The 26,720-nt window shown below is 73.5% G+C and carries 23 protein-coding genes; 7 read left to right on the forward strand and 16 right to left on the reverse strand.

What is annotated here, in order from left to right:
• The 5 genes from JHD21_RS04775 to JHD21_RS04795 all read left to right on the forward strand — a co-directional run.
• Positions 1–340 (forward strand): cupin domain-containing protein (locus JHD21_RS04775; protein ID WP_292672082.1); only part of this gene is annotated, 340 nt, incomplete at its 5' end.
• A 32-nt stretch (positions 341–372) separates the two neighbouring features.
• Complete coding sequence (pgm, locus tag JHD21_RS04780; protein ID WP_292672083.1) at positions 373–2,013, forward strand: phosphoglucomutase (alpha-D-glucose-1,6-bisphosphate-dependent); 1,641 nt, start codon at positions 373–375, stop codon at positions 2,011–2,013.
• A 103-nt stretch (positions 2,014–2,116) separates the two neighbouring features.
• Complete coding sequence (gene pflB, locus JHD21_RS04785) at positions 2,117–4,384, forward strand: formate C-acetyltransferase (RefSeq protein ID WP_292672084.1); 2,268 nt, start codon at positions 2,117–2,119, stop codon at positions 4,382–4,384.
• 1 nt (position 4,385) lies between these two features.
• Positions 4,386–5,174 (forward strand): pyruvate formate-lyase-activating protein, encoded by a 789-nt coding sequence (gene pflA, locus JHD21_RS04790; RefSeq protein ID WP_292672085.1) that lies wholly within the window; start codon positions 4,386–4,388, stop codon positions 5,172–5,174.
• A 41-nt stretch (positions 5,175–5,215) separates the two neighbouring features.
• Positions 5,216–6,532 carry a hypothetical protein gene (locus tag JHD21_RS04795; RefSeq protein ID WP_292672086.1) on the forward strand — a complete coding sequence of 439 codons (1,317 nt, stop codon included), beginning with the start codon at positions 5,216–5,218 and terminating at the stop codon, positions 6,530–6,532.
• On the opposite strand, the gene JHD21_RS04800 is transcribed toward JHD21_RS04795, so the two are convergent.
• From JHD21_RS04800 to JHD21_RS04810, 3 genes are read right to left on the reverse strand one after another with little or no spacing between them, the layout of a single operon-like run.
• Positions 6,522–7,124, reverse strand: a complete 603-nt coding sequence (locus JHD21_RS04800) for a hypothetical protein (RefSeq protein ID WP_292672087.1) — start codon at positions 7,122–7,124, stop codon at positions 6,522–6,524. The genes JHD21_RS04795 and JHD21_RS04800 overlap by 11 nt on opposite strands.
• Entirely contained in the window at positions 7,121–7,705 is a 585-nt protein-coding gene (locus tag JHD21_RS04805) for a hypothetical protein (RefSeq protein ID WP_292672088.1), read from the reverse strand. The genes JHD21_RS04800 and JHD21_RS04805 overlap by 4 nt, the downstream gene beginning before the upstream one ends.
• Positions 7,702–8,346: a hypothetical protein gene (locus JHD21_RS04810; protein WP_292672089.1), complete on the reverse strand. Its 645-nt coding sequence runs from the start codon at positions 8,344–8,346 to the stop codon at positions 7,702–7,704. Before JHD21_RS04810 ends, JHD21_RS04805 begins: the two co-directional genes overlap by 4 nt.
• Before the next feature lie 82 nt (positions 8,347–8,428).
• On the opposite strand from JHD21_RS04810, the gene JHD21_RS04815 reads away from it, so the two are divergent.
• On the forward strand, positions 8,429–11,674 hold the full coding sequence (locus JHD21_RS04815) for a hypothetical protein (protein ID WP_292672090.1): 3,246 nt from the start codon (positions 8,429–8,431) through the stop codon (positions 11,672–11,674).
• 28 nt (positions 11,675–11,702) lie between these two features.
• Here JHD21_RS04815 and JHD21_RS04820 read toward each other — a convergent pair whose 3' ends face one another.
• The 6 genes from JHD21_RS04820 to JHD21_RS04845 form a co-directional block, all read right to left on the reverse strand.
• On the reverse strand, positions 11,703–13,511 hold the full coding sequence (locus tag JHD21_RS04820) for a sugar phosphate isomerase/epimerase and 4-hydroxyphenylpyruvate domain-containing protein (RefSeq protein ID WP_292672091.1): 1,809 nt from the start codon (positions 13,509–13,511) through the stop codon (positions 11,703–11,705).
• A complete protein-coding gene (locus JHD21_RS04825; protein ID WP_292672092.1) occupies positions 13,511–14,488 on the reverse strand; it encodes a hypothetical protein in 978 nt (325 codons plus the stop codon). The genes JHD21_RS04820 and JHD21_RS04825 overlap by 1 nt, the downstream gene beginning before the upstream one ends.
• Positions 14,489–14,551: 63 nt before the next feature.
• Positions 14,552–15,538 (reverse strand): DctP family TRAP transporter solute-binding subunit, encoded by a 987-nt coding sequence (locus JHD21_RS04830; RefSeq protein WP_292672093.1) that lies wholly within the window; start codon positions 15,536–15,538, stop codon positions 14,552–14,554.
• Positions 15,539–15,597: 59 nt separating this feature from the next.
• Positions 15,598–16,560 carry a shikimate dehydrogenase gene (locus JHD21_RS04835; protein WP_292672094.1) on the reverse strand — a complete coding sequence of 321 codons (963 nt, stop codon included), beginning with the start codon at positions 16,558–16,560 and terminating at the stop codon, positions 15,598–15,600.
• Positions 16,557–17,831, reverse strand: a complete 1,275-nt coding sequence (locus JHD21_RS04840) for a TRAP transporter large permease (protein ID WP_292672095.1) — start codon at positions 17,829–17,831, stop codon at positions 16,557–16,559. Before JHD21_RS04840 ends, JHD21_RS04835 begins: the two co-directional genes overlap by 4 nt.
• A complete protein-coding gene (locus tag JHD21_RS04845) occupies positions 17,828–18,382 on the reverse strand; it encodes a TRAP transporter small permease subunit (protein ID WP_292672096.1) in 555 nt (184 codons plus the stop codon). Before JHD21_RS04845 ends, JHD21_RS04840 begins: the two co-directional genes overlap by 4 nt.
• A 78-nt stretch (positions 18,383–18,460) precedes the next feature.
• Between JHD21_RS04845 and JHD21_RS04850 the strand changes: the two genes are divergently transcribed.
• Positions 18,461–19,444, forward strand: a complete 984-nt coding sequence (locus JHD21_RS04850; protein ID WP_292672097.1) for a LacI family DNA-binding transcriptional regulator — start codon at positions 18,461–18,463, stop codon at positions 19,442–19,444.
• A gap of 7 nt (positions 19,445–19,451) precedes the next feature.
• On the opposite strand, the gene JHD21_RS04855 is transcribed toward JHD21_RS04850, so the two are convergent.
• From JHD21_RS04855 to JHD21_RS04885, 7 genes are all read right to left on the reverse strand, one after another.
• Positions 19,452–20,231 (reverse strand): glucosamine-6-phosphate deaminase, encoded by a 780-nt coding sequence (locus JHD21_RS04855; protein WP_292672098.1) that lies wholly within the window; start codon positions 20,229–20,231, stop codon positions 19,452–19,454.
• Entirely contained in the window at positions 20,231–21,148 is a 918-nt protein-coding gene (locus tag JHD21_RS04860; RefSeq protein WP_292672099.1) for an amidohydrolase family protein, read from the reverse strand. Before JHD21_RS04860 ends, JHD21_RS04855 begins: the two co-directional genes overlap by 1 nt.
• Positions 21,145–22,047 (reverse strand): ROK family protein, encoded by a 903-nt coding sequence (locus JHD21_RS04865; protein WP_292672100.1) that lies wholly within the window; start codon positions 22,045–22,047, stop codon positions 21,145–21,147. Before JHD21_RS04865 ends, JHD21_RS04860 begins: the two co-directional genes overlap by 4 nt.
• The gene (locus JHD21_RS04870) at positions 22,044–23,453 is read right to left on the reverse strand and encodes a glycoside hydrolase family 3 N-terminal domain-containing protein (protein ID WP_292672101.1); all 1,410 of its coding nucleotides are present in this window, start codon (positions 23,451–23,453) and stop codon (positions 22,044–22,046) included. Before JHD21_RS04870 ends, JHD21_RS04865 begins: the two co-directional genes overlap by 4 nt.
• An 11-nt stretch (positions 23,454–23,464) precedes the next feature.
• A complete protein-coding gene (locus JHD21_RS04875; protein WP_292672102.1) occupies positions 23,465–24,304 on the reverse strand; it encodes a carbohydrate ABC transporter permease in 840 nt (279 codons plus the stop codon).
• Positions 24,304–25,284, reverse strand: coding sequence for a sugar ABC transporter permease (locus tag JHD21_RS04880; protein WP_292672103.1), 981 nt, complete (start codon positions 25,282–25,284; stop codon positions 24,304–24,306). The genes JHD21_RS04875 and JHD21_RS04880 overlap by 1 nt, the downstream gene beginning before the upstream one ends.
• 139 nt (positions 25,285–25,423) lie before the next feature.
• Positions 25,424–26,695 (reverse strand): extracellular solute-binding protein, encoded by a 1,272-nt coding sequence (locus JHD21_RS04885; RefSeq protein WP_292672104.1) that lies wholly within the window; start codon positions 26,693–26,695, stop codon positions 25,424–25,426.
• Between the last annotated feature and the right edge of the window lie 25 nt (positions 26,696–26,720).

Genomic DNA, 26,720 nt, shown 5'->3' on the forward strand with positions numbered 1-26,720 from the left:
CTACCGGTGGGACATGGGCACCGAGCCCGGCGGTGCGCAGCCGCACTTCCACCGGACCATCAGCGAGTCCTTCTTCGTGCTGTCCGGGGCGCCGGAGCTCTACGACGGCAGCTCGTGGACCGCCGGGAGCCCCGGCGACTTCCTCTACGTGCCCGAGGGCGGCGTCCACGGCTTCCGCAACCAGTCCGGCGAGCCCGCCTCGCTGCTCATCCTGTTCGCGCCGGGCGCCCCGCGCGAGGCCTACTTCGAGGGCCTCGTGGAGATGGCCGAAGGTCGCTGGACCCCGACCCACGAGGAGCTCCAGGCGTTCCTGGAGGAGCACGACAACATCTACCTCTGACCCCGGGCGCGGGCCCGGGCATGATGAGCGTCATGGCAGACCCGCGCGCAGGACAGCCCGCCGAGCCCCAGGACCTGGTCGACCTGCCGCACCTGGTGACGGCCTACTACACCGGCGTCCCCGACCCGGAGGACGTCGACCAGCAGGTCGCGTTCGGGACGAGCGGGCACCGCGGCTCGTCACTGAGGACCTCGTTCAACGAGACGCACATCCTGGCGACCACGCAGGCCATCTGCGACTACCGGCGCGAGCAGGGCTACGACGGGCCGCTGTTCCTGGGCCGGGACACGCACGGGCTCTCGGAGCCGGCGTGGGCCACGGCGCTGGAGGTCCTCGCCGCGAACGACGTGACGGTCCTGGTCGACGCCCGCGACGCCTACACCCCGACGCCCGCCGTCTCGGCCGCCATCCTCACCGCCAACGGCGGGCGCACGACCGGCAGCGGGCTGGCCGACGGGATCGTGGTGACGCCGTCGCACAACCCGCCCTCCGACGGCGGGTTCAAGTACAACCCGCCACACGGTGGACCCGCCGACTCCGACGCGACCCGGGTGATCGCGGACCGCGCCAACGCACTGATCCGCGACGGGCTCGGCGGTGTCCAGCGGATCCCGTTCGCGCGCGCCCGGGAGGCGGCCGGCTCCTACGACTTCCTCGGCGCCTACGTCGACGACCTGCCGCACGTCGTCGACCTGGCCGCCATCAAGGAGGCCGGGGTCCGGATAGGTGCCGACCCGCTGGGCGGCGCGGCGGTGCACTACTGGGGCGAGATCGCCGACCGGCACGGTCTCGACCTGACCGTGGTCAACCCGCTGGTCGACGCGACGTGGCGGTTCATGACGCTCGACTGGGACGGCAAGATCCGGATGGACTGCTCGTCCCCGTCCGCGATGGCCTCCCTGGTCGCCCAGAAGGACCAGTACGACGTCGCCACCGGCAACGACGCCGACGCCGACCGGCACGGGATCGTCACCCCGGACGCCGGGCTGATGAACCCCAACCACTACCTCGCGGTGGCGATCGGCTACCTGTTCGGAGGGCACCGCCCGGACTGGCCCGGGACCGCCCGGATCGGCAAGACCCTGGTGTCGAGCTCGATGATCGACCGGGTGGCCGCGTCGCTCGGGACGCCGATGGTCGAGGTCCCGGTCGGCTTCAAGTGGTTCGTGCCCGGGCTGATCGACGGCTCGTTCGGCTTCGGCGGCGAGGAGTCGGCCGGCGCGTCGTTCCTGCGCCGCGACGGTCGGGTCTGGACGACCGACAAGGACGGCCTGATCCTCTGCCTCCTGGCGGCCGAGATCATCGCGACGACCGAGCGCACGCCCAGCGAGCACTACGCCGACCTGACCGCCCAGCACGGCACCCCGGCGTACGCCCGGGTCGACGCCCCGGCCGACCGGGCCCAGAAGGCCGCGCTGGCAGCGCTCTCGCCGGACGCGGTGACCGCCACCGAGCTCGCGGGCGAGCCGATCACCGCGAAGCTGACGACCGCTCCCGGCAACGACGCGCCCATCGGCGGGCTCAAGGTCACCACCGACTCGGCGTGGTTCGCCGCCCGGCCGTCGGGCACCGAGGACGTCTACAAGATCTACGCCGAGTCGTTCCAGGGTCCCGAGCACCTCGCCCAGGTGCAGGCGGAGGCCCGGGAGGTCGTGGCCGCCGCGCTCGGGTGAGCCGCCGGCGGCGACGACGTGTCCCAGCGCACGGCCCGAGGTCCCGTCCGCACGGGACCTTCGGACCCTTCGGCCCGGCGCCGGGGACCGTAGCGTCGTAGACGTGACAGCCACCCCCGTCCTGGACCAGCGCCCACTCACTGACCTCGACCCCTGGCGTGGCTTCGCCACCGGTCCCTGGTGCGACCACATCGACGTCCGCGACTTCATCCAGCGGACCTACAAGCCGTACGACGGCGACGCCGGCTTCCTCGCCGGCCCGACCGCGCGCACCACCCGGCTCTGGGCGCAGCTGACCGAGATGTTCCCCCGCGAGCGCGAGTTCGGGGTCTACGACATCGACACGGCCACGCCCGGCTCGATCACCAGCCACGGACCGGGCTACATCGACCGCGAGCTCGAGATCGTCGTCGGGCTGCAGACCGACGCGCCCCTGAAGCGGGCGATGATGCCCAACGGCGGCTGGAAGATGGTCAAGGACGCCCTCGACGCCTACGGCTACGAGGCCGACCCCCGGGTCCGGGAGATCTTCACCAAGTACCGCAAGACCCACAACGACGGGGTCTTCGACGCCTACACGCCGCAGGTGCTCGCGGCCCGCAAGTCGGGCCTGATCACCGGCCTGCCCGACGCCTACGGCCGCGGCCGGATCATCGGCGACTACCGGCGGGTGCCGCTCTACGGCGTCCAGCGGCTGATCGAGGCCAAGCAGGCCGACCACCATGCCCTCGACGCGAAGCCCTCCACCGAGGACGTCATCCGGTCCCGCGAGGAGATCGCCGAGCAGATCAGGGCCCTCAAGGACCTGCTGACCATGGCGGCGTCCTACGGATTCGACATCTCGGGGCCCGCGGGCACCGCCCGGGAGGCGGTCCAGTGGCTCTACTTCGCCTACCTCGCCGCGACCCGCGACCAGAACGGCGCGGCCATGTCGCTGGGCCGGACCAGCACCTTCCTCGACGTCTACCTCGAGCGTGACCTCGCGGACGGCACGCTCACCGAGAGCGAGGCCCAGGAGCTGGTCGACGACCTGGTCGTCAAGCTGCGGATCATCCGGTTCCTGCGCACGCCGGCCTACGACGCGCTGTTCTCCGGCGACCCCACGTGGGTCACCGAGAGCATCGGCGGGATCGGCACCGACGGCCGGTCGCTGGTCACGAAGACCTCGTTCCGCTACCTGCAGACGCTGTACAACCTGGGACCGGCACCCGAGCCCAACCTCACCGTGTTCTGGTCACCGGCGCTGCCGGAGGGCTTCAAGCGGTTCTGCGCCCAGGTCTCGCTGGACACCAGCGCCATCCAGTACGAGTCCGACGAGCTGATGCGGCCCCGGTGGGGCGACGACACCGCGATCGCCTGCTGCGTCTCGCCGATGGCGGTCGGCAAGTCCATGCAGTTCTTCGGTGCCCGGGTCAACCTGGCCAAGACCCTGCTCTACGCCGTCAACGGCGGCCGGGACGAGGTCAGCGGTGCCCAGGTCGGGCCCGCGGGCCCGGTGCTCGAGGGCGACCGGCTGACCTACGACGAGGTCAGGGCCCGGCTCGACTCGATGATGGACTGGCTCGCCCGGACCTACGTCGACGCCCTCAACATCATCCACTTCATGCACGACAAGTACGCCTACGAGCGGCTGGAGATGGCGCTGCACGACTCCCACGTGCACCGCACGATGGCCTGCGGGATCGCCGGTCTGTCGGTCGCCGCGGACTCGCTCTCGGCGATCAAGTACGCGACGGTGCGGCCGGTCCGCGACGAGCGCGGGCTGGTCGTCGACTACGAGACCGAGGGCGACTACCCGACGTACGGCAACGACGACGACCGGGTGGACGCGATCGCCGTCGAGCTGGTCGAGGCCTTCATCGAGAAGGTCCGGCAGCAGCCGACGTACCGCAACGCCGAGCACACCCAGTCGGTGCTGACCATCACCAGCAACGTCGTCTACGGCAAGGCCACCGGCAACACGCCCGACGGCCGCCGGGCGGGCGAGCCGTTCGCCCCGGGCGCCAACCCGATGAACGGGCGCGACCGGCACGGCATCATGGCCGCGGTCCTGAGCGTGGCGAAGATCCCGTTCGACTCGGCCCGCGACGGCGTCTCGCTCACGACGACGGTCACGCCCGCCGGGCTGGGCAGGACCCGGCCCGAGCAGATCGACAACCTGGTGTCCGTCCTGGACGGGTACGTCGCCTCCGCGGGCTTCCACATGAACGTCAACGTGCTCGACCGCGAGACGCTCATCGACGCGATGGCCCACCCGGAGAACTACCCGCAGCTGACGATCCGGGTGTCCGGCTACGCGGTCAACTTCGTCCGGCTCACCCCCGAGCAGCAGCGCGACGTCGTCAACCGCACCTTCCACGGCGGGCTGTGAGATGACCACGCTGACCATGCCGGGCAGCAGCCGGGCCGCGCCCGGGACCGCTGCCGGACCCGGCACCGTCACGGGCTCCGTGCACTCGTGGGACATCTCGACCGGCCAGGACGGGCCCGGGCTCCGGTTCGTGCTCTTCACCTCCGGCTGCCCGCTGGCCTGCGCCTACTGCCACAACCCGGACACCCAGATGATGCGCAACGGGACCCCGACGACGGCGGACGAGGTCCTCACCAGGATCCACCGCTACCGGTCGCTGCTCGGCGGCAGCGGCGGGGTCACGATCTCGGGCGGCGAGCCCCTCCTGCAGCCGGAGTTCACCGAGGCCGTGCTCAAGGGTGCGAAGGCGATGGGCCTGCACACCGCACTGGACACCTCCGGCGCACTCGGGGACCGGGCCAGCGACGAGCTCCTCGAGGCCGCCGACCTGGTCCTCCTCGACATCAAGTCGATCAACCCGGTGCTCTACCGCGACCTGACCCGCGGCCCGCTGATGCCGACCCTGCGCTTCTCCGAACGGCTCGCCGCCCTGGACAAGCGGGTGTGGGTGCGGTTCGTGCTGGTGCCGGGCTGGACCGACGCCCCGGAGCACGTCGAACGGCTGGCCCGGCACATCGCCGCCCTGGGCAACGTCGAGCGGGTCGACGTCCTCGGCTACCACACCCTGGGCCGGGAGAAGTACGCCGAGCTCGGGCTCGAGGACCGGCTCGCCCGGGTCCCCGCCGCCACCCGGGAGCAGGTCGACGCGGCGCGCGCCATCTTCGCGGCCGCGGGTCTCAACGCCCCCTGAGCGCGCGGGTGCCCCGGTCGGGGACTCCTTAGACTGCCCGCGTGACGGTGCTGCGGGAGACACGCGGCGCGCTCACCGACGCCGTGCTGGTGGTGGCCGACGCGGCCCGGCTCCTGGTCCGCCACCTGCCCGCACTGCTGACCGTGTTCCTGCTCGGGCTGGCGTGCCGGAACGCCGCGATGTGGGGGGCGGTCGTCCTCGGCCGCGACCACGTGGTCCTGGCCTCGCTCCTGGTCCCGCTGGCACCGCTGTCGATGGTGACCGCGCTGGTGCTGATGCTGCGGATCGCCGGGGGCGCCCTCACCGCGGACCCCGAGGGGGAGAGGTCGACGTCCCGCCGGGTGGCGGTGCTGACGTCGGCGCTGATCCCCTTCCTCACGGTGTACACACTGACCGGACAGCTCACGGCCGACCGCGACCAGTTCATCAACGAGAGCTACGCCGACGAGTGGTTCAACGGGGACTCCCTCGTCGCCACCGGCGAGATCGCCGACCGCAGCCTCGCGACGGTCGTCCACTGGCAGCTCATCCTGATCGCCGTCGTCCTCGTGATCAGGTTCGTCATCGACGTCCTGGACCTGGAGGAGCGGCACACGGCCTGGGGGCTGGTCCAGGCCCTGGTCGAGGTCACCTGGCTGACCTGGCTCGCGACGATGCTGACCTCGGAGCTGCGGGACGTCTGGGACTGGGTGGGCGCCCGGGTCGTGGTGGACTGGCTGCAGGACGCGTGGAGCACGGTCACGGGCTGGTTCGGACCGTTCACCGATCCCCTGCGCGCCGTGGGCGACCTGCTCTCGGCGCTGGTCGAGGGGGTCGGCGGGATCGTGGTCACGCCGGTGGCCTGGCTGGCGGTCGGCGCGGTCGTGATCGCCGGAGGGCTGCCGGCCAGCCGGCGCGCCCGGCTCGAGCTGCCGGACCGGGCCCAGCACCTCCACGCCCGGGTCGCACCGGCACTGGCCCGGTGGCGGGCGCCGCGCTCCCGGGCCACCGCCAAGACGCTCGAGCTGCTCGGCCGCCGGTTCGCGGACCTGGTCGACGGCCTGCGCATCCTGGTCCACGCCGGCCTGCTGCCCGTGCTGGCGTTCTGCCTGGTCCTGCCCCTGGCGCGGCTCGCGGAGTGGGGCGCGGCCGAGGGTCTGCGTGCCCTGCTGGGGCCGCGCGACCCGGACACGATGATCGCCTTCTCCAGGTACCTCGACATCGTCACCGAAGCGGCGTACACCGTCGTCGTGGTGGCCATCGTGGTCGCCGCCGTGGACCGGCTGCTGCTGCGGAAGGCAGCCGCCCCCCAGCAGGGACCCGGGCCGGACCCCGACCCGGACCCCGAGCCGGTGACCGCGTACGGCGTCAGCGCGTGACGGCGATCTCGACGTAGTCGGTGGGCTCCCACCACAGCCGGACCCGGTCCGGCACCGCGTCGTCCGCGGTGACGGCGAAGACCGCGAACCGGTACGTCGGCAACCGCGGCAGGTAGTCCTCGTCGCGGGTGCCGTCGTACCCCGGCCCCCGCCGGTTCTCGGGCTCGCACGAGGTGGGCGGCAGGAAGGCGTCGCCCACGCTGCCGCCGAGCGCCCGGGCCTCCCGGCCCTCGGTGTCCAGCAGCGAGACCTGGCAGCTGCCCAGGGGCACGTCGGGGTCCACCTCGAGCTCGAGCACCACCTCCCACACCGCCACCCCATCCGGGGGATCGAGCCGCTCGGGACCCGAGAAGCCGTCGACCCACGTCGCGGGTCGGACGTCGACCAGGGTCACGTCGAACCGCCGGGTGCGTTCGGCACCGCCGCCGTCGGTCCACCGGTCGGCCATCCGCACCGGCTCACCCTGGACGCCCGTGGTCCCGTCGTGCAGCTCACCGGGCCACCAGAAGATCTGGACCCGGCTGGCCGTGGCGGCGAGCACGAGCACGACCGCCAGGGGCAGGAGCACCAGCCAGCGCCACCTCCAGCTCATGGCCGCTCCCCCAGCCAGGTGCCGGGCACCTCGAGCACCGGCGCCTCGGCGAACCGGTCCACGTCGGCCTCGCTGAGTTCCAGGTCCACGTCGGCGACGGCGTCGTAGCGCAGCTCGAAGCCGTCCTGCGCCAACCACATCCGTAGGTCGGTCACGGCCCCGGGGGGCACCTCGAAGTAGGCGACGCACCCGACCGGGACGCCGGGCGGGCCGGCCGGACAGTTGTTCGCGCTGCGTCCGCTGACCGACCACACCCGGTCGTCGTCGTCCCTCAGCTCCGCATAGGACACCGACGTGTTCTCGCTCGTGGCGACCACCGTGAACTCGACGACGACCCAGACCCCCGGACTGTGCTTCTCGGTGCCGTACTCGGAGATCGTCGCCGACCCCCGCACCGAGTCGACCTGGACGGTCATCGTGCGCAGGTCGACCGGCTCTCCGACCGCGGCGGCCCGCAGGAACGGGTCCGCGCCGGGGTCGGCCTCGTCGTCCGGCAGCCAGCCGTCGAGCACCGTGGCCGCACCGAGGAGGACCAGGCCCACGGCCCCGACCCCGAGAAGGTGGCGGCGACGGGCGCTCACAGCAGGTCCTCCTCGACCGGCCGCTCGTCGGGCAGCGGCGCGATCTCGAGGGTGACCCGCGCGACCGGCTCGGGCGCGAACCAGCCGGGGATCCCGTCGAGGAAGCTGGGCCGCCAGGTGTGCTCCCGCAGTGCCACCGTCATCGTCGTGGGGACGGCGGGCTCGTCGATCTCCCAGACGAGGAGGACGTCGTAGGTGAGGCCGGGCCCGATGCCCAGCAGCTCGGAGCCGTCCTCCGCCACGTGGACCGTGGTGGGCGCGCCCTCCTCCTCAGGGCCGTCGAAGAAGGTGTACGTCGACCGCAGGTCGGCGGCGAACGCCTCCCCGAGGACCGTGCGCTCCACCGACTCCGGTGCGGTGAGGGCCAGGGTGCCCTCGACGACGACGAAGGCCCGCCCCTCGTCGGCGAGGTCTCCTGCCACCTCGTAGGCCGCGGACGCCCGGTCGAGCCTGATCTCGAACGGCGTGACCTCGACCCGCTCCCCCGGGTCCACCGCACGCAGCCCCTCCGGTGTGGTGCGGGCGAAGCCGCCGAGAGCACCGACGACCACCGCCGCCACGGCGAGGAGGACCGCGACACCCAGGACCCAGGGGTGCCGGCGCAGCGGACCCCACGGTGACGGCTCCCGAGCGGCAGGCACGGGCGGAGTCTAGGCAGCGCGGGACGGCGCCACGCCGACGCGGGGCTTGTCGAGCGGCGGCGGATGCCGCCACGGTGGGCGGGTGAGCGTCGAGGTGCGCCGGGACGAGGTCCGGCCGAGGCTGCCCACACCGGACGCCGGGCTCGCGCTGCTGCTGTCCCTGGCCGTCGCGCTGGTGATCACCCTCGGGGAGATCGACCACCTGCTGTCCCAGGTGCTCGACGCCGGCCGGACCTGGTCGGTCACCGGCCTCACCGGTGTCACCGCGGTCCTCCACCCCGGCGAGACCCTCGACGGGTGGGAGTTCTTCGCCGACCGGGCCCAGGGCGTCAACGGCCAGGTCGACGGCTGGCTCCGGACGTACGCCGTGACCGACCTGGCCCTCGCCGCCACCTACGCCGTGCTGGGCCTGGCGTGGTTCGGCCGGTTCCGCTCCCGGCCGGGCCGGGCCGGTGCGGTCCTGGTCCTCGTCGGCGCGGCCGCGGACGCGGTCGAGAACCTGCTCATCGGGCTCGGCGCGCCGCTCGGCTGGCTGCTCCTGGGGCTCACCGCCGCCAAGTGGCTGGCCCTGCTGCCGGCCGCGGCGCTGGCGCTCTGGACGCTCCGCGCGACCCTGGCCCGGCTGCCGAAGGCGTTCTACACGCACCGCTACTCCGCGGCCATCGTGCTGCCGTTGGCCCTGCTCGGCCTCGGTCGCGGACCGGACCTCCTCGAGCAGATCCCCGACATCCAGCGAGCGTGGGCCGACCCGGGGCAGCACGCGGACTTCGTGTGGGCGGGCGTCGTGATGGGGGCGCTGGTCGTGGCCACCCTGGTCATCGGCCGGCAGCGGACCGGGCACCTCTGGCTGCGCACCTGCCCGCGCTGGACCGGCGCCGGGCACCCGTGTGCCGACGGTCAGTGCCCGGTGGACGCCCGGCGGGCCGAGGACCCGGCCCAGAAGCCGCTGCTTCGGGTCTGGTTCATCGGGCCGGCCGTGCTCGCCGTGGCGGCCGCCGGGCTCGGACTGGCCGGCGCCGACATCGGTGGTGTCCGGCTGGTCGTCTTCTGCGCGTTCCCGCTCGCGGTCGGCGGGCTGTCGCTCTGGCTCCGCCGGCGCTGGGCCGGGCGCGGGGAGTCGCACCGGCCGACCCGCCCGCCGATCGGCGTACGCCGCTTCCGCACCACGGCCCTGGTCGGCGACGTCCTCGTCGGCCTGCTGCCGGTCGTCGCGGGCCTGGGGGCGATCCGTGCCTTCACCGGACCGATCGCCCTCTCGGGCCCGACCCCCTGGTCGGCGTTCCTGCTCGTCGCCGGGTGGGCCGCGCTGCTGACCGCGTGGCCGGCCCTGGCCTGGGCGCACCACCAGCTCGAGGAGTGGGGCCGGGGCCTGCCCGACGGCTACACCGCCGACGGCCCGCTCGACCGGCTGCTGGTCCAGCTGACGCCGGGGATGTCGATGGACCGGGGCCGGCTCCCGGAGGACGACCCGGGCGCCGAGCCCCGCGACCGGGTCCGGACCTTCCTCCGCGGCTTCGCCGTGCAGCGCACCGCGTGGACCGTGCTGCTGGTCAGCGGGGTCGTGCTGGTGCTGGTCGGGCTGCTGCCCGTCGTGCTGGCCGACTCGGTCGGGGTGATCGCCACCTTCCAGCTCGCGCTGGGCAGCCTGAGCGTGGTCGTGGCCTGCACGGTCATCCTGTTCCAGCCCGGCGGCTCGCCCGAGGTGTTCTGGCCGCTGCGGATCCCGTTCGCGCCGGTGACCACGCTGGTCGTGCTGGCGATGCTGTTCGCCGCGACCGCGGGCGGGGACGACGTGCACCGGATCCGTCCCTACGCCGGTCCACATCCCGGGTTCGCGGCCGCGGACCGGCCCGAGCTCGGCTCGGTGCTCGAGACCTGGCTCAAGGCGGGCCGCTCGTGCGCGCAGCCGCTGCCCGGCGCGACCGACCTCAAGGTCCGGCCGCTGCTGCTCTACGCCGCCGAGGGCGGCGGCATCCGGGCGGCGTACTGGACGGCGGCCGCCATCGACCGCCTGGCCAGCCCGGCGGCCGCGACCGGCGACACCGTCAAGCCGGTGTGCCGCAGCGCGCTGCTCTCCTCCGGCGCGAGCGGAGGCTCCGTGGGCCTGTCGGTCGCCTCGGTCCGGGAGCCCGGCACCGCCGCCACCGCGGTCGCCTCGATCGCCGGGCCCGAGGCGCTGGGGGCCGCCTCGGACGGGCTCGTCGTCCGCGACACGATCTACGCGGCCACCGGCGTCCCCCTGCCGTCGCTGTTCGACGACCGGACCGGCCGGGTGACCTGGTCGGACCGCGCGACCCTGATCGAGCAGGCCTGGGAGGAGGGCGTCGACACCTTCGACCAGCCGTTCCTCCGCCCCCGCCCGCGGCTGCGCTGGGACTGGGGACCCGCCGGCGCCCTGGTGGTCAACTCGGTGTCGCCGACCACCTCGTGCCGCACGCTGCTCAGCCAGGTGCAGCTCCCCGGCGACGGCACCTCGGAGTGCTCGCCCGGCCAGCCCGCCGCCGCCAGCACCGACCTCGTCCAGTGCACCGGGCAGCTGCGCACCGTCACGGCTGCCCTGCTCACCGCCCGGTTCCCCTACGTCACCCCGTCCGGGGTCGTCGACTGCCCCGGTCCCGACGGCGTCCTGCCCAGCGGGGACGACGTGGCGACGCAGGTCGTGGACGGCGGGTACGCCGAGAACACCGGCGTCGGGACGCTGCTCGACCTGATGCCCCGCCTGCTCGCCGACGTCCGCCACCACAACAGCTGCGTGCTCGCCGCCGACCCGCGGGCCGGCGAGTGCCGGGGTGAGCCGGCGGCGGACACCCTGGTCGTGCCGCAGCTCGTCTACTTCGACAACGGCACCGGGTCGGACCTGGTCAGCAGCCCCCGCGGCGTGGCCCTCGAGGCGCTGGTCCCGGCGCTCACGATCCTGCGGGCCAAGGCCGCGCTCTACTCGGCCCGGGCCCAGCTGGAGCGGGCGCACGCGATGCTGGCGACCGACCAGCTGTGGTCCTCGTCGGGCGAGCTCGGCGCGGCCGCCGGACCCGCGGTCGACGCGTGGCGCGGCAACCAGGTGGCCGTGGCCTACCAGGCGACGAGGCCCGCGCTCGCGGCCCCGCTGGGCTGGGTGCTCTCGCAGGGCAGCATCGCCACCATGGACGACGCCCTGTGCCGGCAGGAGCAGGTCGAGGACCTCGAGTTCGGCGCCGCCCGGGACACGGACCCGGTCCCCGACGCGAGCACGACGCCCGACGTCGTCGAGGTCGACCCGCCCACGCGGTTCGGCACCATCGACGACGTGCTCGCGCTGCTGCCCGGCGGGTCGGGCGGCTGCCTGGCCTGACCCGGCCAGGGTCCTCGACCCGAGGACCTCAGCGGGACTGGGCCGCCAGCCGGACCGCGGCGTTGGGCGCGCCGAATCCGTCGTAGGCACCCCGGCGCTGCACGACCTCGAAGAAGACGCTGCCGACCGTGGCCGTGTAGAAGTGCGTGAAGTCCCCGGTGGCGTCGCGGTCGTGGAGCAGACCGAGCTCGGCCATCGTCTCGACCTCCGCGGCCGGGAGGTCGAATCGGGAGTGCAGGTCCTCGTAGTAGTTCTGCGGGATCTCGAGCGGGACCAGGCCACGCTCGACAGCGCGCCGCGCGACCGTCACGACGTCGTCGGTGGCGAACGCCACGTGCTGCGGGTAGCCGGAGGCCTGGTCCCACGCCAGCGGAGCGACGTTGAGCGCCAGTCGGCAGGCGCCCGAGCCGGAGCGGAGCACCTGGCTGCGCACCAGGCCCCGCAGGGACGGGACCTCCTGGGCGGCGGCGACCGTGAGCCCCAGGACGCTGCTGTAGAACAGGACCGCCTCGTCGAAGCACTGCCACGGCTCCGCCAGGTTGACGTGGTCGATCCCCGTGAGCAGGGACGCCCCCGGCTCGTGGCCTCCCTGGAACTCCGGGGCCCACCGGGGGTCGCCACCCTCCGTGGCGGGGTGCCCCAGGAACACCTCGGTCCCGTCGGGAGCCCGGAACGCCGGCAGCTCCTGCTCCTGGGCGAGGGTCCGGCGGAAGACCACGGAGGCGTGCAGTGCCCGGGCCCGGGCCGCGGAGGCGGCCGGGTCCTCGACCTCGAAGCCGACCGCGGCCAGTCTCGGCTCGGGCTCCCGTGGCTGCTGCTCGTTGCAGACGACGCGGGCCCGGCCCTCGGTCCACAGCCGGGCGTCCTTGCTGCGGTGCCGCCCGCGGAACGTGAACCCGAGCTGACCCAGGACCACGTCCGCCTCACCGGTGTCCTCGGCCCGCACCTCGACGAAGTCGAGGCCCACGGGCTGGGCGATCTCGGGCAGCCGGGCCGGCGGGTCGGCCAGGGAGGGCCAGGACCCCTCGTCCGCGACCACGTCCTCGAGCCAGGTCAGCGAGCGCCGCGCCTGCCGCGCGGTGCGGTCCACGTCGGTCTGCCGGAACACGTCGTTGAACACCTCGAGCGAGAGTGGTCCGGCGTACCCGGCGCGGAGCACGTGGCCGACGAACGAACCCAGGTCGAAGCAGCCCTCTCCCGGGAAGAGCCGGTGGTGTCGCGACCAGGAGAGGACGTCGAGGGACAGGTCGGGCGCGTCCGCGAGCTGCAGGAAGAAGATCTTGGCGCCGGGGACGTCCTCGATGGCCGCGGGGTCGTGACCCCGGGACAGGATGTGGAAGCTGTCCAGGCACAGCCCGACGGCCTCGTGGTCGGCGAGCTCGACGATCCGCCAGGAGCGGCGGTAGTCGTCGACGAACCTGCCCCACGCGAGGGCCTCGTAGGCGATCCGGACGCCGTGCTCGGCGGCCAGGTCCCCCAGCCGGCGCAGCTGGGCGGCGGATACCTCGTCGTCGTCCACGCTGGCCGTCGCGACGTTGCTGCAGACCAGCATCGTGTCGATCCCGAGCCGCTGCATCAGGACGAATTTCAGGCGAGCCCGGCGCAGCACCCGGCAGAACTCGGCCTCGCTCACGCCCTCGGCGTCGCGGAAGGGCTGGTAGAGGTCCAGGGAGAGTCCCAGCCGCCGGGCCAGCGCGGCGACCTCCTCGGGGGTCTCCGGCGCCGCGACCAGGTCGGGCTCGAACAGCTCCACGCCGTCGAACCCGGCGGCCGCCGCAGCGTGCAGCTTCTCCCGCAGGGAGCCGCTGAGGCAGACCGTCGCGATCGACGTGCGCATCAGCGGCCCTCCGCCGGGAGTGCCGGCGCGAGCAGCCGCGCGGGGTTCGCGACGGTCATCCGGCGCACCTGGTCCTCCGTCGCACCGCCCGCCAGCAGCATGGGGACCACCCGCCGAGGCAGGTTCGCCATGTGCCAGTTCGGGACGTGGGCGGCCCGCCACGACGGCGGGGTGACCCGGCTGAAGAACGCCGCGTCGTGGGACAGCACCATCCGGTCGGCGTACCCCTCCTGCAGGAGCGCCAGCACCGTGGCGACCCGGCGCTCGTCGGGCAGCACGTGCTCCATGCCGAACCGGTCCATGCCGATCGTGGCGCCCGCGTCCATCAGCTCGCGGAGGTAGTCGAGGTCCTCCGAGTCGCCGCAGTGCCCGATCACCAGCCGGCCGGGGTCGACTCCCAGCCCGACCAGCAGCGCGAGCTGCTCGCGCCCGTTGCGCGACGCCGCATGGGTGTGGGTCGTGATCGGCACGCCGGTCGCGAGGTGGGCGGTCGCCGCCGCCTCCAGCACCCGTCCGACGTCCTCGGTGATGCCCTGCTCGTCGGTCACCACCTTCAGCATCGCGGCCCGGATCCCGGTGCCTGCGATCCCCTCCTGGATGTCCCGGAGGAACAGCTCGACCAGCGGGTCCGGGCCGCCCACGAGACGACCCGGACCGTGGGTGTGGAAGTACGCCGGCAGCACGTCGGCGGTGTAGTACCCGGTGGCCGCCACGAGGTGCACGCGGGTGCGCCGGGCCACCTCCGCCACCCGCGCGACGTCGCGGCCGAGACCGAGGACGGTGAGGTCGACGACGGTGCGGACCCCGAGGTCCCACAGCTGCTCCAGCCCCGCCACCGCGTCCTCGACCGCCCGGCGCTCCGACCACTCGGGGTGGGGGAGGTTGAGGTCCAGCTCCGGGTGACCCACGAACACGTGCTCGTGGATGAGCGTCGTGCCCAGGTCCTCCGCCGGGACGGGGCCCCGGAACGTCTGCACCTCCCCCACCGTCACCACCTGTCCCGGACCCCGCTCATCCGGCCTCTCCTCACAGGGCACTCCTCACTGGGCCTCGCCGCGGACCGCCTCGTAGACGGCCAGCTGCTCCTCGCCGAAGTTCTCGCGGAGGTAGGCATCGGCCTGGCTGCGGAACGCCTCGACGTCGACGTCGTCGACGACCTCCATGGCTCCGCTCTCCTCCCACTCGGCGAGGGTCGCCTCCTCGTCCTCGGCCACGCACCCCGGGACCTGCTCCTCGGCGGCGTCGACGGCCTCGTCGAGTGCGTCCTGCTGCTCCTCCGAGAGACCGCCCCACGCGTCGGCGCCGATGATCACCAGGTTGGAGTTGGCCTGGTGGTTGGACATGCTGATGTAGTCCTGCACGTCCTGGAGGCTGCTGGCCGCGATGTTGGTGATCGGGTTCTCCTGCCCGTCCACCGTGCCCTGCTGGAGCGCCAGGAAGAGCTCCTCGTAGGCCACCTCGGTCGCCTCCGCGCCCAGCGCCTCGGCGTTCATGAGGAACTGTGGTGAGTTCGGGAACCGCATCCGGAGGCCGTCCAGGTCGTCGGGGCTTCGGATCGGCTCGTTGGCGGTGAACTGGCGCATGCCGGCCGACCAGGCTCCGAGCGTGTGGACGCCGGTCTCGTCCTCGAACCCCTGGAGCAGGTCGTCCGACGCGTCGCTGTCGAAGAACCGGGCCAGGTGGTCGCTGTCGTCGAACGCGTACGCCGCGTCGAGCACCGACACCGGCTCGTGGACCGCACCGAGCGCCGAGGCTCCCTGGATGTCCATGTCGATGTCGCCCGAGACGACCGACGCGATCCGGTCGGCGTCCGCGCCGAGCTGGCTCGCCGGGAAGATCTCGACGGTCACCCCGACGTCGGCCTTCTCGACCTCGTCGGCGATGACCTGCGCCCCGCAGCGGTGCTGCGGCTGCGTCTCGGTGTAGCTGTGGGCCAGCTGCAGCGTCACGTCACCGCCGCCCTCGCCACCTGATCCCTCGCCGTCGTCGTCGTCTCCGCAGGAGACGAGAGCGAGCGGGAACGTCAAGGCACAGACCGCGAGAGCCGCGTTCCGTCCCCTGCGCTGCCCGTGGTGTCGCACTGCCATCATCGGTTCCTTTCTCCAGTGGTGTCCCGAGCGGGGTCGGTCGAGCCGGTTGTCGAGCTCGAGGTCGAGCCAGGTGTGGTCTCCGCGGCGACGAGCTCGTCGAAGTCGCGGAGCATCGCGTCCCGGTCCGCGACGCGGCCGGTGATCAGCTCGAAGGCGTCGGCGGCCTGGTGGACCGCCATCCCGGCGCCGCTCAGGACGGTGCACCCGGCGGCGCGGGCGCTGCCGAGGAGCGCCGTCGCGAGCGGCCGGTAGACGATGTCGGCGACCCATAGGTCCGGTCGCAGCAGCTCGCCGGGGACCGGCGAGCCGGGGTGCGCGGCCATCCCCATCGGGCTCGCGTTGACCAGGCCGGCCGAGCCGGCCATCGCCAGCGCCAGCCCGTCCGCCGTCGCGGGCACCAGCTGCACCGCGGTGGGGTGGTCCCGCAGCGTGGCTGCGAGCCGGGCGGCGCGCCCCTCGTCCAGGTCGACCACGAGGAGCCGCTCCGTCCCCAGCTCGCACAGCGCATGCGCGACGGCGGTGCCCGCCCCACCGGCGCCCACGAGCACGACGCGGCCCCGGTCGGCATCGGGGAGGGTGTCCCGGAAGGAACGTAGGAAACCGCTGACGTCGGTGTTGTGCCCGACCGTCCGGCCGCCTCGGAGCAGCACGGTGTTGAGCGCGCCGATCGCGGTCGCCTCGGGGCTGACCTCGTCGACCAGGGGCACCATCGCCTGCTTCACCGGGTGCGTCACGTTCAGCCCGTCGAAGCCGAGCTCGATCGCCGCGGCGAGGAGCCGGGCCAGGCGCGCGCGGTCGACCAGGCCGTCGGGCAGGTCGATGACCTTGTAGACGTAGCGCAGACCTTGTCGCTCCGCCTCGCGCTCGTGCAGCTCGGGCGTCAGCGACGGGCCGACGCCGTGGCCGATCAGCCCCGTCAGCCAGGACCGCCGGCCCGACGTGGCGCTCGCGGCGGTCACAGCCCCAGCCTCTCGGGCAGGTAGAGGATCGCGTCCGGCCAGAAGATGATGCCGAAGCAGAGCAGGGTGAGCGGCACGAGGAACGGCAGCGACCCCCAGAAGACCTCGCTCATCCGGGCCCGGGTGATCGCCTGGAGGACGAAGACCACGGTGCCGACCGGCGGCGTGAGCAGACCGATCATCTGGGACAGGATCATCAGCACCCCGAGCGCGATCGGGTCGACGTCGTACTGCAGCGCGATGGGCAGCAGGATCGGCACCGTCAGCGTCAGCACCGCGATCGCGTCCAGCGCGGTGCCGAGCACCATCGACAGCAGGAAGACCAGCAGCAGGAACACCGTCGGGTTGCTGGTGAGGCCCAGCATCGACTCGGAGATCTCCTGGGGGATCCGCTCGCGCGCCAGGATGTAGCCGAGCAGGTTGGCCGAGGCGACGATCAGCATGATGCTGCCGGTGGTCAGCGCCGCCTCGACCAGCACCGCGCGCAGGTCCTTCACGCTCAGGCTGCGGTACGCGAAGCCGAGCAGGAGCATGTAGAGGGCGCCGACGGCCGCGGCCTCCGTCGGCGTCATGAAGCCGCCGAGGATGCCGCCGAGGATGATCACCGGGGCGCCGAGCGGGGCGATGACCCGCCGTCCGGTCACCCAGACCCGGCTCCAGCTGAACTCGGTCCGCTGCAGGTGGGGCATCCGGCGCACCCAGAGGAAGACCACGAGGCACAGGCCCGCCGCCATGAGCAGCGCCGGCACCACGGAGGCGGCGAAGAGCGCACCCGTCGACACTCCGGCGAGCCCGGCGTAGATGACTGCCGGGATGCTCGGCGGCATCACCGGCGCGATCAGCGAGGACGAGCCGACGACGCCGAGGGCGAACGGCCGTGAGTAGCCGGCCTTGAGCATCGCGGGGATCTCGACCTTGCCGAGGGCGGCGGCATCGGCCACCGCCGAGCCGCTCATCCACGAGAACCCCAGGCTCACGCCGACGCTGACGTACCCCAGGCTGCCGCGCACCCGGCCGAGCAGGGCCAGCGCGAAGTCGAAGAGCCGGTCGGCGATGCCGGCGTGGTTCGCGATGCAGCCGAGCAGGATGAAGAGCGGCACCGCGAGCAGCGGGAAGCTGGCCGTGGAGTTGGCCACGAGCCGGAGCGCCAGGCCGACCGACTGGTCACTGGTCATCATGTAGAGCAGGCACGGCCCGAAGAACGCGAACGCCACGGGCACCCGGATCACCAGCAGCGCGGTGATCAGGAGGCAGAGGACGAGGACGCTCATGACGCCGGCACCTCGACGTCGTCGTACGTCGGCTCGGGGACGCCGCGCACGGCGTACCGGAACGCGGCCAGGAGCGAGCGGACCACCACGCTGACGAACCCGATGATGGACACGGCGTAGAGCCACGACATCGGCATCCGCATCGCCGGCGACTTGAGGATGCCCTGGGTGTCCATCAGCTCCCAGGCCTCGCGGCAGAGCCCGACGCCGATCGCCGCGACGATCAGGCAGGAGACGACCCGCACCACGCGACGCAACCGGTCGCCCGGGACCAGGTCGATCATCTCGATCGAGATGTGCGAGTCGTTGGTGACCAGCACCCCGGCGACGACGAACGTCAGCCAGACGAGGCAGAACCGGGCCAGCTCGCCGGTCCACGGCCAGCCGTCGATGGGCAGGTAGCGCTGACCGGCCTGCAGCAGCACCAGCCCGAAGATGAGGAGGAGCGCCGCGACGCCGATGCTCACCTCGATCGCGGTCAGCACCCGCCCGAGCCGGGCCAGCCAGGGCGGCAGCTCCCGGGTCGGTGTCGTCGGTGTGTCGGCGGTCACAGGGCGAGAAAGTACGGAGCCGGGTCACCCCGAGGCAATGGGTTGCCACATTGTTGCCAGATCCTGTTTCCTGGACTGGTGAGCGGTCCGACCATCTACGACGTCGCCACCGCCGCGCAGGTGGCCACCTCGACGGTCTCCCGCGCGTTCTCCCAGCCGGGCCGGGTCTCCGCCGACACCCGGGAGCGGATCCTGGCGGTGGCGGCCGAGCTGGGCTACCGCCCCAACCCGCACGCGCGGGCACTGCTGTCGGGCAAGCACCACACGGTCGCGATGGTGGTCTCCGACATCACCAACCCCCACTACTTCGACCTCATCCGGGGTGCGGAACTCCGCGCGCGGGTCTCGGAGTACACGCTGCTGCTGGTCAACGCCGAGGAGTCGCCGAGGGTCGAGTGGGAGCAGATCCAGCGCCTGTCCCCCGCCGTCGACGGGTTCGTGCTCGCGGCCAGCAGGCTCCCCGACGAGAACCTCCAGCAGGTGGCGGCGCAGCGTCCCGTCGTCCTGATGAGCCGCGAGCTGCCCGGCCTGGCGAGCGTCGTGCTCGACCACGTGGAGGGCTGCCGCCAGATCGTGGCCCACCTCGCCTCGCTCGGCCACCGCGACGTCCTCTACCTCAGCGGCCCCCGCAACTCCTGGATGGCCGCCACCCGCTGGGCGGCGTTGCGAGCCGCTGCCGAGCAGGTGGGCATCTCGGCGCGACGGCTCGGGCCGTTCACACCGAAGGTGAGCCAGGGCGGCGCCGCCGCAGACGGGGCGGTCAACGCCGGCGCCACCGCCGTGGTCGCGCACAACGACCTGCTGGCCATCGGGGTCATGCAGCGGCTGGCCCAGCGGGGGCTTCGGGTGCCCGAAGACGTGAGCGTGGTCGGCTTCGACGACATCTTCGCCGCCGACGTCTGCAGCCCCGGGCTGACCACGCTGGGCGGCGCGCACGTCGACGTCGGCCGCGCCGCCGTGGAGCTGTTGCTCACGGCAGGGGTCCGCGCTCCCGACGACCAGCCCCGGGTCCTGCTCCCGACCGAGCTCGTGCTGCGCGCGTCGACGGGACCCTGCCGGTAGCCGCGGTTCAGAGCCGCTGCCAGGCGGGCTTGCCTGCGTAGACGTGGCGGTAGTGCTCGGCGTTCGCGAGCCGAGCGGCCGCGGCGGCGTCCAGCAGCACCGTGACGTGGGGGTGGAGCTGGAGGACCGACGCCGGGCAGGAGGCGGTGAGCGGCCCCTCGACCGCCGCGGCCACCGCGTCCGCCTTGCTGGCACCGGTGGCGACCAGCAGGAGGTGCCGGGCGTCGCCGATGGTGGCGAGCCCCTGGGTGAGCACGTGCCTCGGCACCTCGTCGGGTGCGCCGAAGAAGCGGGCGTTGTCCGCCCGGGTCTGCTCGGTCAGGGTCTTGACCCGGGTGCGCGACCCCAGCGACGAGCCCGGCTCGTTGAAGGCCAGGTGCCCGTCGGTGCCGATGCCGAGCACCTGCAGGTCGACGCCGCCGAGGTCCCCGAGCAGTGCCTCGTAGGCGGAACCGGCCCGTTCGGGGTCGGCGGGGTCCGGGGCGTGCACGCGATCGGCCGGGATGCCCAGCGCGTCGGTGACGTCGCGGGCGATCGTGGCTCGGTAGGTCTGCGGGTGGCCGGCGGGCAGCCCGAGGTACTCGTCCAGCAGGACGCACCGCACGCCGGCGTACGACGGCGCGACGCCGGACTCGTGCCGGCGGACCAGCTCGCGGTAGGCCGGCACCGGGCTGGAGCCCGTGGCCAGACCCAGCACCGCGTCGGGTCGCTCGCGGACCAGCCGCTCGACGGTGTCGGCGGCGAGACGCGCCACCTCGTCGGCGGAGTGGAGCGGGACCACCTCCATCAGCGCACCTCCGCCGGGTCCAGCCCGAGGAGCCGGAGCGGGGTGGTGGTGGCGCAGGTGACCGCGTCCTCGACCGGGCACCCGGTCTGCTCGACCAGCAGGTGCAGGCAGTCGCGCAGGGAGGCCGCCGACCCGGCGAGCGTCCCGTCGGGCAGCCGCACGGTCCCGGCGGAGAGGACGACGTCGCGGTGCCCGAGCCGAGCCGGGCCGGCCGGCATGCCCAGGGCAGCGGTCGTGTCCGACACCAGGACGAACCGCTCCGGGCCGAGCGCCTGCCAGGCCGCCCGGACGAACGCCGGGTCCAGGTGGTGGCCGTCGACGATCAGGCCCGCCGCCAGCGCGGGGGTGCCCAGGGCGGCACCGACCGGTCCGGGCTCCCGGGCCTGCATCGGGGGCATCGCGTTGCCGAGGTGGGTGACGTAGGTGGCGCCCGCCTCCACGGCTGCGGCGACCTGCGCCGACGTGGCGGCGGTGTGGCCCACCGACACGACGACCCCGCGGGCCACGAGGAGCTCGACGACCTCCAGGGCACCCGGCAGCTCGGGGGCCAGGGTCACCATCGCGACGCCGGCCTCCCGCGACCAGCCGTCCACCAGGTCCGGCGACGGGTCGCGCAGCCACTCCTCGGGGTGCGCGCCCTTGCGCGCCGGGGCCAGCATCGGGCCCTCGAGGTGCAGCCCGAGCGGGGTGGCTCCGGACCATCCCCGGGGTGGGCCGGCGGCGAGCACCGCCAGGGCGCGGGCCGGCACCGCCGGGTCGCTGGTGACCACCGTCGGCAGGAACGCGGCGACGCCGTACGCCGGCAGCGCGGCGGCGACGTCCCACAGCCGGTCGGGATCGGAGGTGAGGTCGTGCCCGGCGGCGCCGTTGACCTGCAGGTCGACCAGGCCGGGCAGCTCGAGGGCCGCGCTGGTCACGGCCGCCCCAGCAGCGCCGCGCCGATCGCGGCGACGGGCTGGCCCTCGGGCACGACCCGCAGCCTGGCGGCGAGGTCCAGCGAGGCGAGGAAGGGGGACGACGCGGCCTGCCGGCGCAGCGCCTCGGCCACGTGGTCGACCAGCACCTGCCCGAGGTGGGCGACCCCGCCGCCGAGCACGACCGTCTGCGGGTCGACGCTGAGGGCGAGGGTGCGCACGGCGTCGGCCACGCCGGCGCTGAACCGGTCGCGGACCGCGATCGCCGCGGGGTCACCAGCGGCCGCGGCCGCGAAGAGGGCCTGGGCGGCGGGCCGGTCCCCCGACGGCCAGGCCGCCGCGAGTGCCGAGCCGGAGGCCACGGTCTCGAGGCAGCCCCGCTGACCGCACCGGCACAGCGCGCCGGCCGGGTCGACCGGCACGTGCCCGACCTCGCCGGCCGCGCCGGTCGCGCCCCGCCGGACCCGGCCGTCGATCGCGATCCCGGCGGCCAGCCCGGTGCCGATGGAGAGGTAGACCAGGTCCTGGATGCCGCTCAGGGCGACGGCGCCGAGGGTGGCCGCGTTGACGTCGTTCTCGACGTGCACGGGCAGCGAGCAGCGCTCCTCGAGCAGGGCGCGCAGCGACAGCCGGTCTCCGTTGAGGCCGAGGTTGACCGCGTGCTGCACCTCGCCGCCCACGTGGTCCACCAGCCCCGGGATGCCGACCCCGACCGAGCCCGCTGCGGCGCCGCCGCCGAGGTCGGCGACGACCCGGGCGGCGGTGTCGATGACGCCGGCGGCGCCGGGCGCGGTGGCCTGCAGCTCCTGGGCCTGCACGTGCCCGTCGGGGTCGACGAGGACGCCGAGCGTCTTCGTCGCCCCGATGTCGAGGCCGATCAGGCCGGGTCCGTTCGCGGTCATCGGTCCCACCCTGCCGACCTCAGCAGCTCCTCGACGGCAGACCTGCCGGGGCGGGACCAGCCGCGCGAGCAGATCCTCGGCAGCCCGGTCGTCGCGGGACCCGGCCAGCCCCACTCGACGACCACGGCGTCCCGGCCGGCCACCCGGGCCAGCGCCTCGGCGACGTGCGGCTGACGGTGCGCGTCCCGCACCTGGACCACGAGCGGCAGGGCCGGGAGCCCGTCGGGCAGCTCGTCGAACGGCCCGTCGACCGGCAGTCCCCACGGGACGTCGCCGACCGCGATCGTGCCGGGCGAGTCGACCCGGACGACCCGGGCGCCGCGCAGGTCGGGAAGCGTCCCCTCGAGGGTGACCGCCGCAGCGGCCCCCGCCCGCAGCAGCACGGGGTCGGCCTCGTCGTACCGCTGGCCGGGGGCCGGCCGCGGCAGGGCGGCGACCCGGCCTGCGGCCTCGGCCAGCCGCTCCTCGGGCAGCCGGCCGTCGTGCACGGCAGCGACGATCGCGGCCTGCACGTCGCGCACCAGCCGGACCTCGGCGTCGGCCGCGCCGGGGTCGGCGCCGAGGCAGAGCAGGTCGCAGCCGGCGGCGAGGGCGAGCACCGCGGCCCCCGGGATGCCGATGGCCGCCGAGGCACCGGCCATGTCGAGGGCGTCGCTGACCAGGACGCCGGTGAAGCCCAGCTCGTCGCGGAGCCTCGCCAGAGCGGTGGCACTGAGCGTCGCCGGCCGGTCGGGGTCCCAGGCGGGCACTACGATGTGCGCGGTCATCACCGCGGCCACTCCGGCCTCGACCGCGGCGCGGAACGGCGCCAGCTCCCGGCGGTGCAGCAGCGCGTCGCCGGCGTCGAGCCGGGGCAGGTCGAGGTGGCTGTCCAGGTCGGTGTCGCCGTGGCCGGGCCAGTGCTTGACGCAGGCGGCCGCTCCGGCCCCCTGGACTCCTCCGGTCCAGGCGGCCACGTGGGCGGCGACCCGGTCCGGATCGGTGCCGAAGCTGCGGGTGCCGATCACGGGGTTGTCGGGGCGGCTGTTGACGTCGGCGACCGGGGCCAGGGTCATGGTGACCCCGAGCGCGGCCAGCTCGGACCCGATCTGCCGGCCCACCTGGCGGGTGAGGGCGAGGTCGTCGGCCGCGCCGAGCGCGAGGGCACCCAGCACGGGGCTCCCCTCGGCGGCGTGCAGCCGGGTGACGTCGCCACCTTCCTCGTCGACCGCCACGACCGCGCCGGCGACCTCGTTGATGGCGGCGGTGAGCGCGGCCACGGCGTCGGGTCCGTCCGCCGTGTTGGCGCCGTACAGGCACACCCCGCCGAGGCCCTCGTCGAGGAGCCGGCGTGGCCCGTCGCCCAGCGACGTCCCGCCGAACCCGGGCAGCAGCACGGCCAGGGCCGCGCGCTCGAGGCTGCTCATCCCTGCACCGGTCATCCCTTCACCGCGCCCGCGGTGAGGCCGCTGACCATCCGGCCCTGGACGATGAGGAAGAAGACGACCACCGGGATCGCGATCAGCGTCGAGCCCGCCATGATCGCGCCCCAGTCCGTACCGCGGTTGACGTCGACGAACCCGCTCAGCCACAGGGGCAGGGTGCGCCGGTCCTCGCGGGTCATGACGACCACGGCGAGGGTGAACTCGTTCCAGGCCTGGATGAACCCGAAGACGCCGGTGGCCACCAGGCCCGGCGCGAGGAGCGGGAAGGTCACCCGGCGGAACGCCCCGAAGCGCGAGCAGCCGTCCATCATCGCCGCTTCCTCGAGCTCGTAGGGCACTCCCGCGACGAAGCCGCGCAGCACCCAGATCGTGAACGGCAGCACGCTGGCGACGTAGACCAGGGTCAGGCCGGCGACGGTGTTGAGCAGGTCGAAGCCCTCGAGCATCTTGTACTGGCTGATGAACAGCGCCTCGACGGGGATCATCTGCACCAGCAGCAGGGTGACGATGAAGCCCTTGCGGCCGCGGAACCGGAACCGGCTCACCGCCAGCGCGGCCAGGAACCCGAAGGCCAGCGCGACCGTGACGGTCAGCAGCGTGACCGCCAGGCTGATGAGCAGGGCGTCACCGAACGCGTCTCCGGAGAGGACCCGGCGGTAGTTCGCCAGCGTCCCGTTGAGGGGAGTGAACGTCGGCTCGGGCGCGCGGATCTCGTTGCGGGGCAGCAGCGAGGTGTTGACCATCCAGTAGACCGGAAAGGCGCACACCGCGAGCACCAGCAGCCCGACCAGGTCGGCCAGGATGCGGGCGGGGGTGGAGGTGCGGCGGGCCATCAGCGGGCGGTCCCCTCGAGCTCGTCGAGCTCCTCCTGGCGGAGCATCGTGCGGACGTACGGCGCGGTGAGCACCACGGTGAGCGCGAGCATGAAAATCGCGACCGCCGCCGCGGTGCCGAAGTCACCGCCGGCGATGCCGAGGCGGTAGATGTGGGTGCCCAGCAGGTTGGTCTCGCGGGTGACGCCGCCGGCCTCCTGGAGGACGTAGATCTGGGTGAAGACCCGCAGCCCCCAGATGATCTCGAGCAGTCCGACGACCAGCAGCACCGGCCGGATGCTCGGCAGCACGATGTGCCGCAGCCGCTGCCAGCCGTTCGCACCGTCGAGCTCGGCCGCCTCGACCAGGTCCTCGGAGACCTGGGTCAGCGCGGCGTAGCCGGTGAAGGCCACGAACGGCACGCTCATCCAGACCACGATCACCGTCGCCACGAAGAAGAAGGACAACGGCTCGAGCAGCCAGGAGTGCCCCTCGTAGTCGCCGCCCAGCCGGGTGAGCAGCCAGTTGACGATGCCGTACTGGGTGTCGAACAGCCACTGCCACACGGTGAGCGCCGCCAGCACCGGCATCGCCCAGGCCAGCAGCAGCCCCGTCTGAGCCAGCAGCCGGACCGGCTTCGACATCCGGGTCATCAGGAGCGCGACGCCCATGCCGATGACGAGGGTGAGCCCGGCGTTCACCACGCAGAAGACCAGTGAGCGGACGACGACCTTCCAGAGGTAGGCCTGCCCGAGGAGCTCGCGGTAGTTGTCCAGGCCCACCCACTCGGCCGGCGCCCCGAACTGCTGGGCCAGGCCGAACTCCTGGAGCGAGAGCTGCACCTGGCGCAGCACCGGGTAGCCCAGCGCCAGGCCGAGCGCGACGACCGCCGGGACGACCAGGACGTAGGGCAGCAGCGGCCCGCGCCGTCGTGGCGGACGCGGCCGGCGTTCGGGAGTCGCGGCCGGGAGACCGGCGGGCAGGCTCCGGGTGGCGGCCATGACCTTCCTCCTCTCTGGCCTCGTCCGGCTCATGTCTGGCTCTTGTCTGCCTCTTGTCTGGCACGGCTCTCGGGCAGCGTCACACAGCCGGGGCGGTCGTGGGAGTGACCGCCCCGGCGGTACGACGGTGCCCCGAGCTCTAGTTCAGCTGCTCGGTGATGGCCTCGTCCGCGGCGGCCGCCAGCTCGGCGACGTCGCCGCCCTTGGCGATCTCCACGAACAGGTCCTCGAGGACCCGGGAGCCCTCGACCTGGGCCCAGCCGGGCGAGGCCGGCGTGAGCTTGGCGTTCGAGCCGGCGAGGATCGCGGCCTGCGCGAACTCGTCGTCACCGAGCAGGCCGGCGAGCGACTCCTTGGCCGGGGTGAGCCCGGCCTCGGCCATCAGCGTCTGGTACTCGTCGCTGACCATCAGGGCCACGACCTCCTTGGCGAGGTCCTGGTTGGCGGACTTGGCCGCGACCGCGATGTCGGACCCGCCGAGCAGCACCGGCGCAGGACCGCCGTCGCTGCCGGGGAGGGCGAACACGCCGACGTTGGCCATCATGTCCGGGCAGCCGGTCTCCGGGTCCTCGATCAGGCCGGTCACCCAGCTCGGCGCCGCCATCATCCCGATCTCACCGGCACAGAACGGTGCCTGCGGGTCGGCCTCGTTGCCGTCCTTGGGCGCCCCCGACGCCTCGGTCATCAGGGTCTGCACGGTCTCGAGCCCGGCGATCGACTCGGGCGTGGACAGGGCTCCCTGCCACTCACCGCCCTCGTCGGTCGCCAGGTCGCCGCCGGCGTCCCAGACGAACGCGACGCCGTTGCGCCAGTCCTGACCGGGGAACCAGAAGCCGGAGAAGCTCGCCGGCTCGGGGTTGGCCTTCTTGAGGTCGATGGCGGTCTGGACGAACTCGTCCATGTTGGTGGGCACCGAGAGCCCGGCCGCCTCGAACAGGTCCTTGCGGTAGAAGACGTACTTGGAGCCGGCGTAGTAGGGCACGGCGTACGTCGCACCGTCGACGGTGGCGCCGTCGACGAAGCCCGGGAGCAGGTCGTCGCCGCCCAGGTCGCCGAGGTCGTCGGTGAGGTCGGCGAACGCTCCGGCGGTCGTGAAGGTCGGCGCCTGCGTGTTGCCGATCTCGACCACGTCGGGCGTCTCGGACTCCGAGGAGAGCGCGGTGGTGAGCCGCTCGACGAGGCCCTCCCACTCCTGCTCCTCGATGGTGAGGGTCGACCCGGGGTTCTGGTCCTCGAAGGTCGTCTTCAGCCAGTCCCGGGCGGCGTCGGGTGTGTCCGCGCCGTTGACCCAGACGCGGATCTCGGCGGACTCGTCACCGCCCCCGCCGCCTCCCGAGGGGCTCTCGTCGTCGTCACCGCACGCGGTGAGGCCGAGCCCGAGAGCAAGGACGCCCGCGGTCGCCGCGGCCATCCGTCGTACCGCTGATCTGCGTGTC

The organism is Nocardioides sp., from assembly GCF_016462705.1.
Taxonomy (GTDB): Bacteria; Actinomycetota; Actinomycetes; order Propionibacteriales; family Nocardioidaceae; genus Nocardioides.

Bases quoted from the DNA above. Each gene is read 5' to 3' on its own strand.
- JHD21_RS04870 (WP_292672101.1), bottom strand. From the start codon at position 23,453: ATGAGCAGCCTCGAGCGCGCGGCCCTGGCCGTGCTGCTGCCCGGGTTC.
- JHD21_RS04865 (WP_292672100.1), bottom strand. From the start codon at position 22,047: ATGACCGCGAACGGACCCGGCCTGATCGGCCTCGACATCGGGGCGACG.
- JHD21_RS04800 (WP_292672087.1), bottom strand. From the start codon at position 7,124: ATGAGCTGGAGGTGGCGCTGGCTGGTGCTCCTGCCCCTGGCGGTCGTG.
- pgm (WP_292672083.1), top strand. From the start codon at position 373: ATGGCAGACCCGCGCGCAGGACAGCCCGCCGAGCCCCAGGACCTGGTC.
- JHD21_RS04875 (WP_292672102.1), bottom strand. From the start codon at position 24,304: ATGGCCCGCCGCACCTCCACCCCCGCCCGCATCCTGGCCGACCTGGTC.
- JHD21_RS04840 (WP_292672095.1), bottom strand. From the start codon at position 17,831: ATGAGCGTCCTCGTCCTCTGCCTCCTGATCACCGCGCTGCTGGTGATC.
- JHD21_RS04820 (WP_292672091.1), bottom strand. From the start codon at position 13,511: ATGCGCACGTCGATCGCGACGGTCTGCCTCAGCGGCTCCCTGCGGGAG.
- JHD21_RS04885 (WP_292672104.1), bottom strand. From the start codon at position 26,695: ATGGCCGCGGCGACCGCGGGCGTCCTTGCTCTCGGGCTCGGCCTCACC.
- JHD21_RS04880 (WP_292672103.1), bottom strand. From the start codon at position 25,284: ATGGCCGCCACCCGGAGCCTGCCCGCCGGTCTCCCGGCCGCGACTCCC.
- pflA (WP_292672085.1), top strand. From the start codon at position 4,386: ATGACCACGCTGACCATGCCGGGCAGCAGCCGGGCCGCGCCCGGGACC.
- JHD21_RS04855 (WP_292672098.1), bottom strand. From the start codon at position 20,231: ATGGAGGTGGTCCCGCTCCACTCCGCCGACGAGGTGGCGCGTCTCGCC.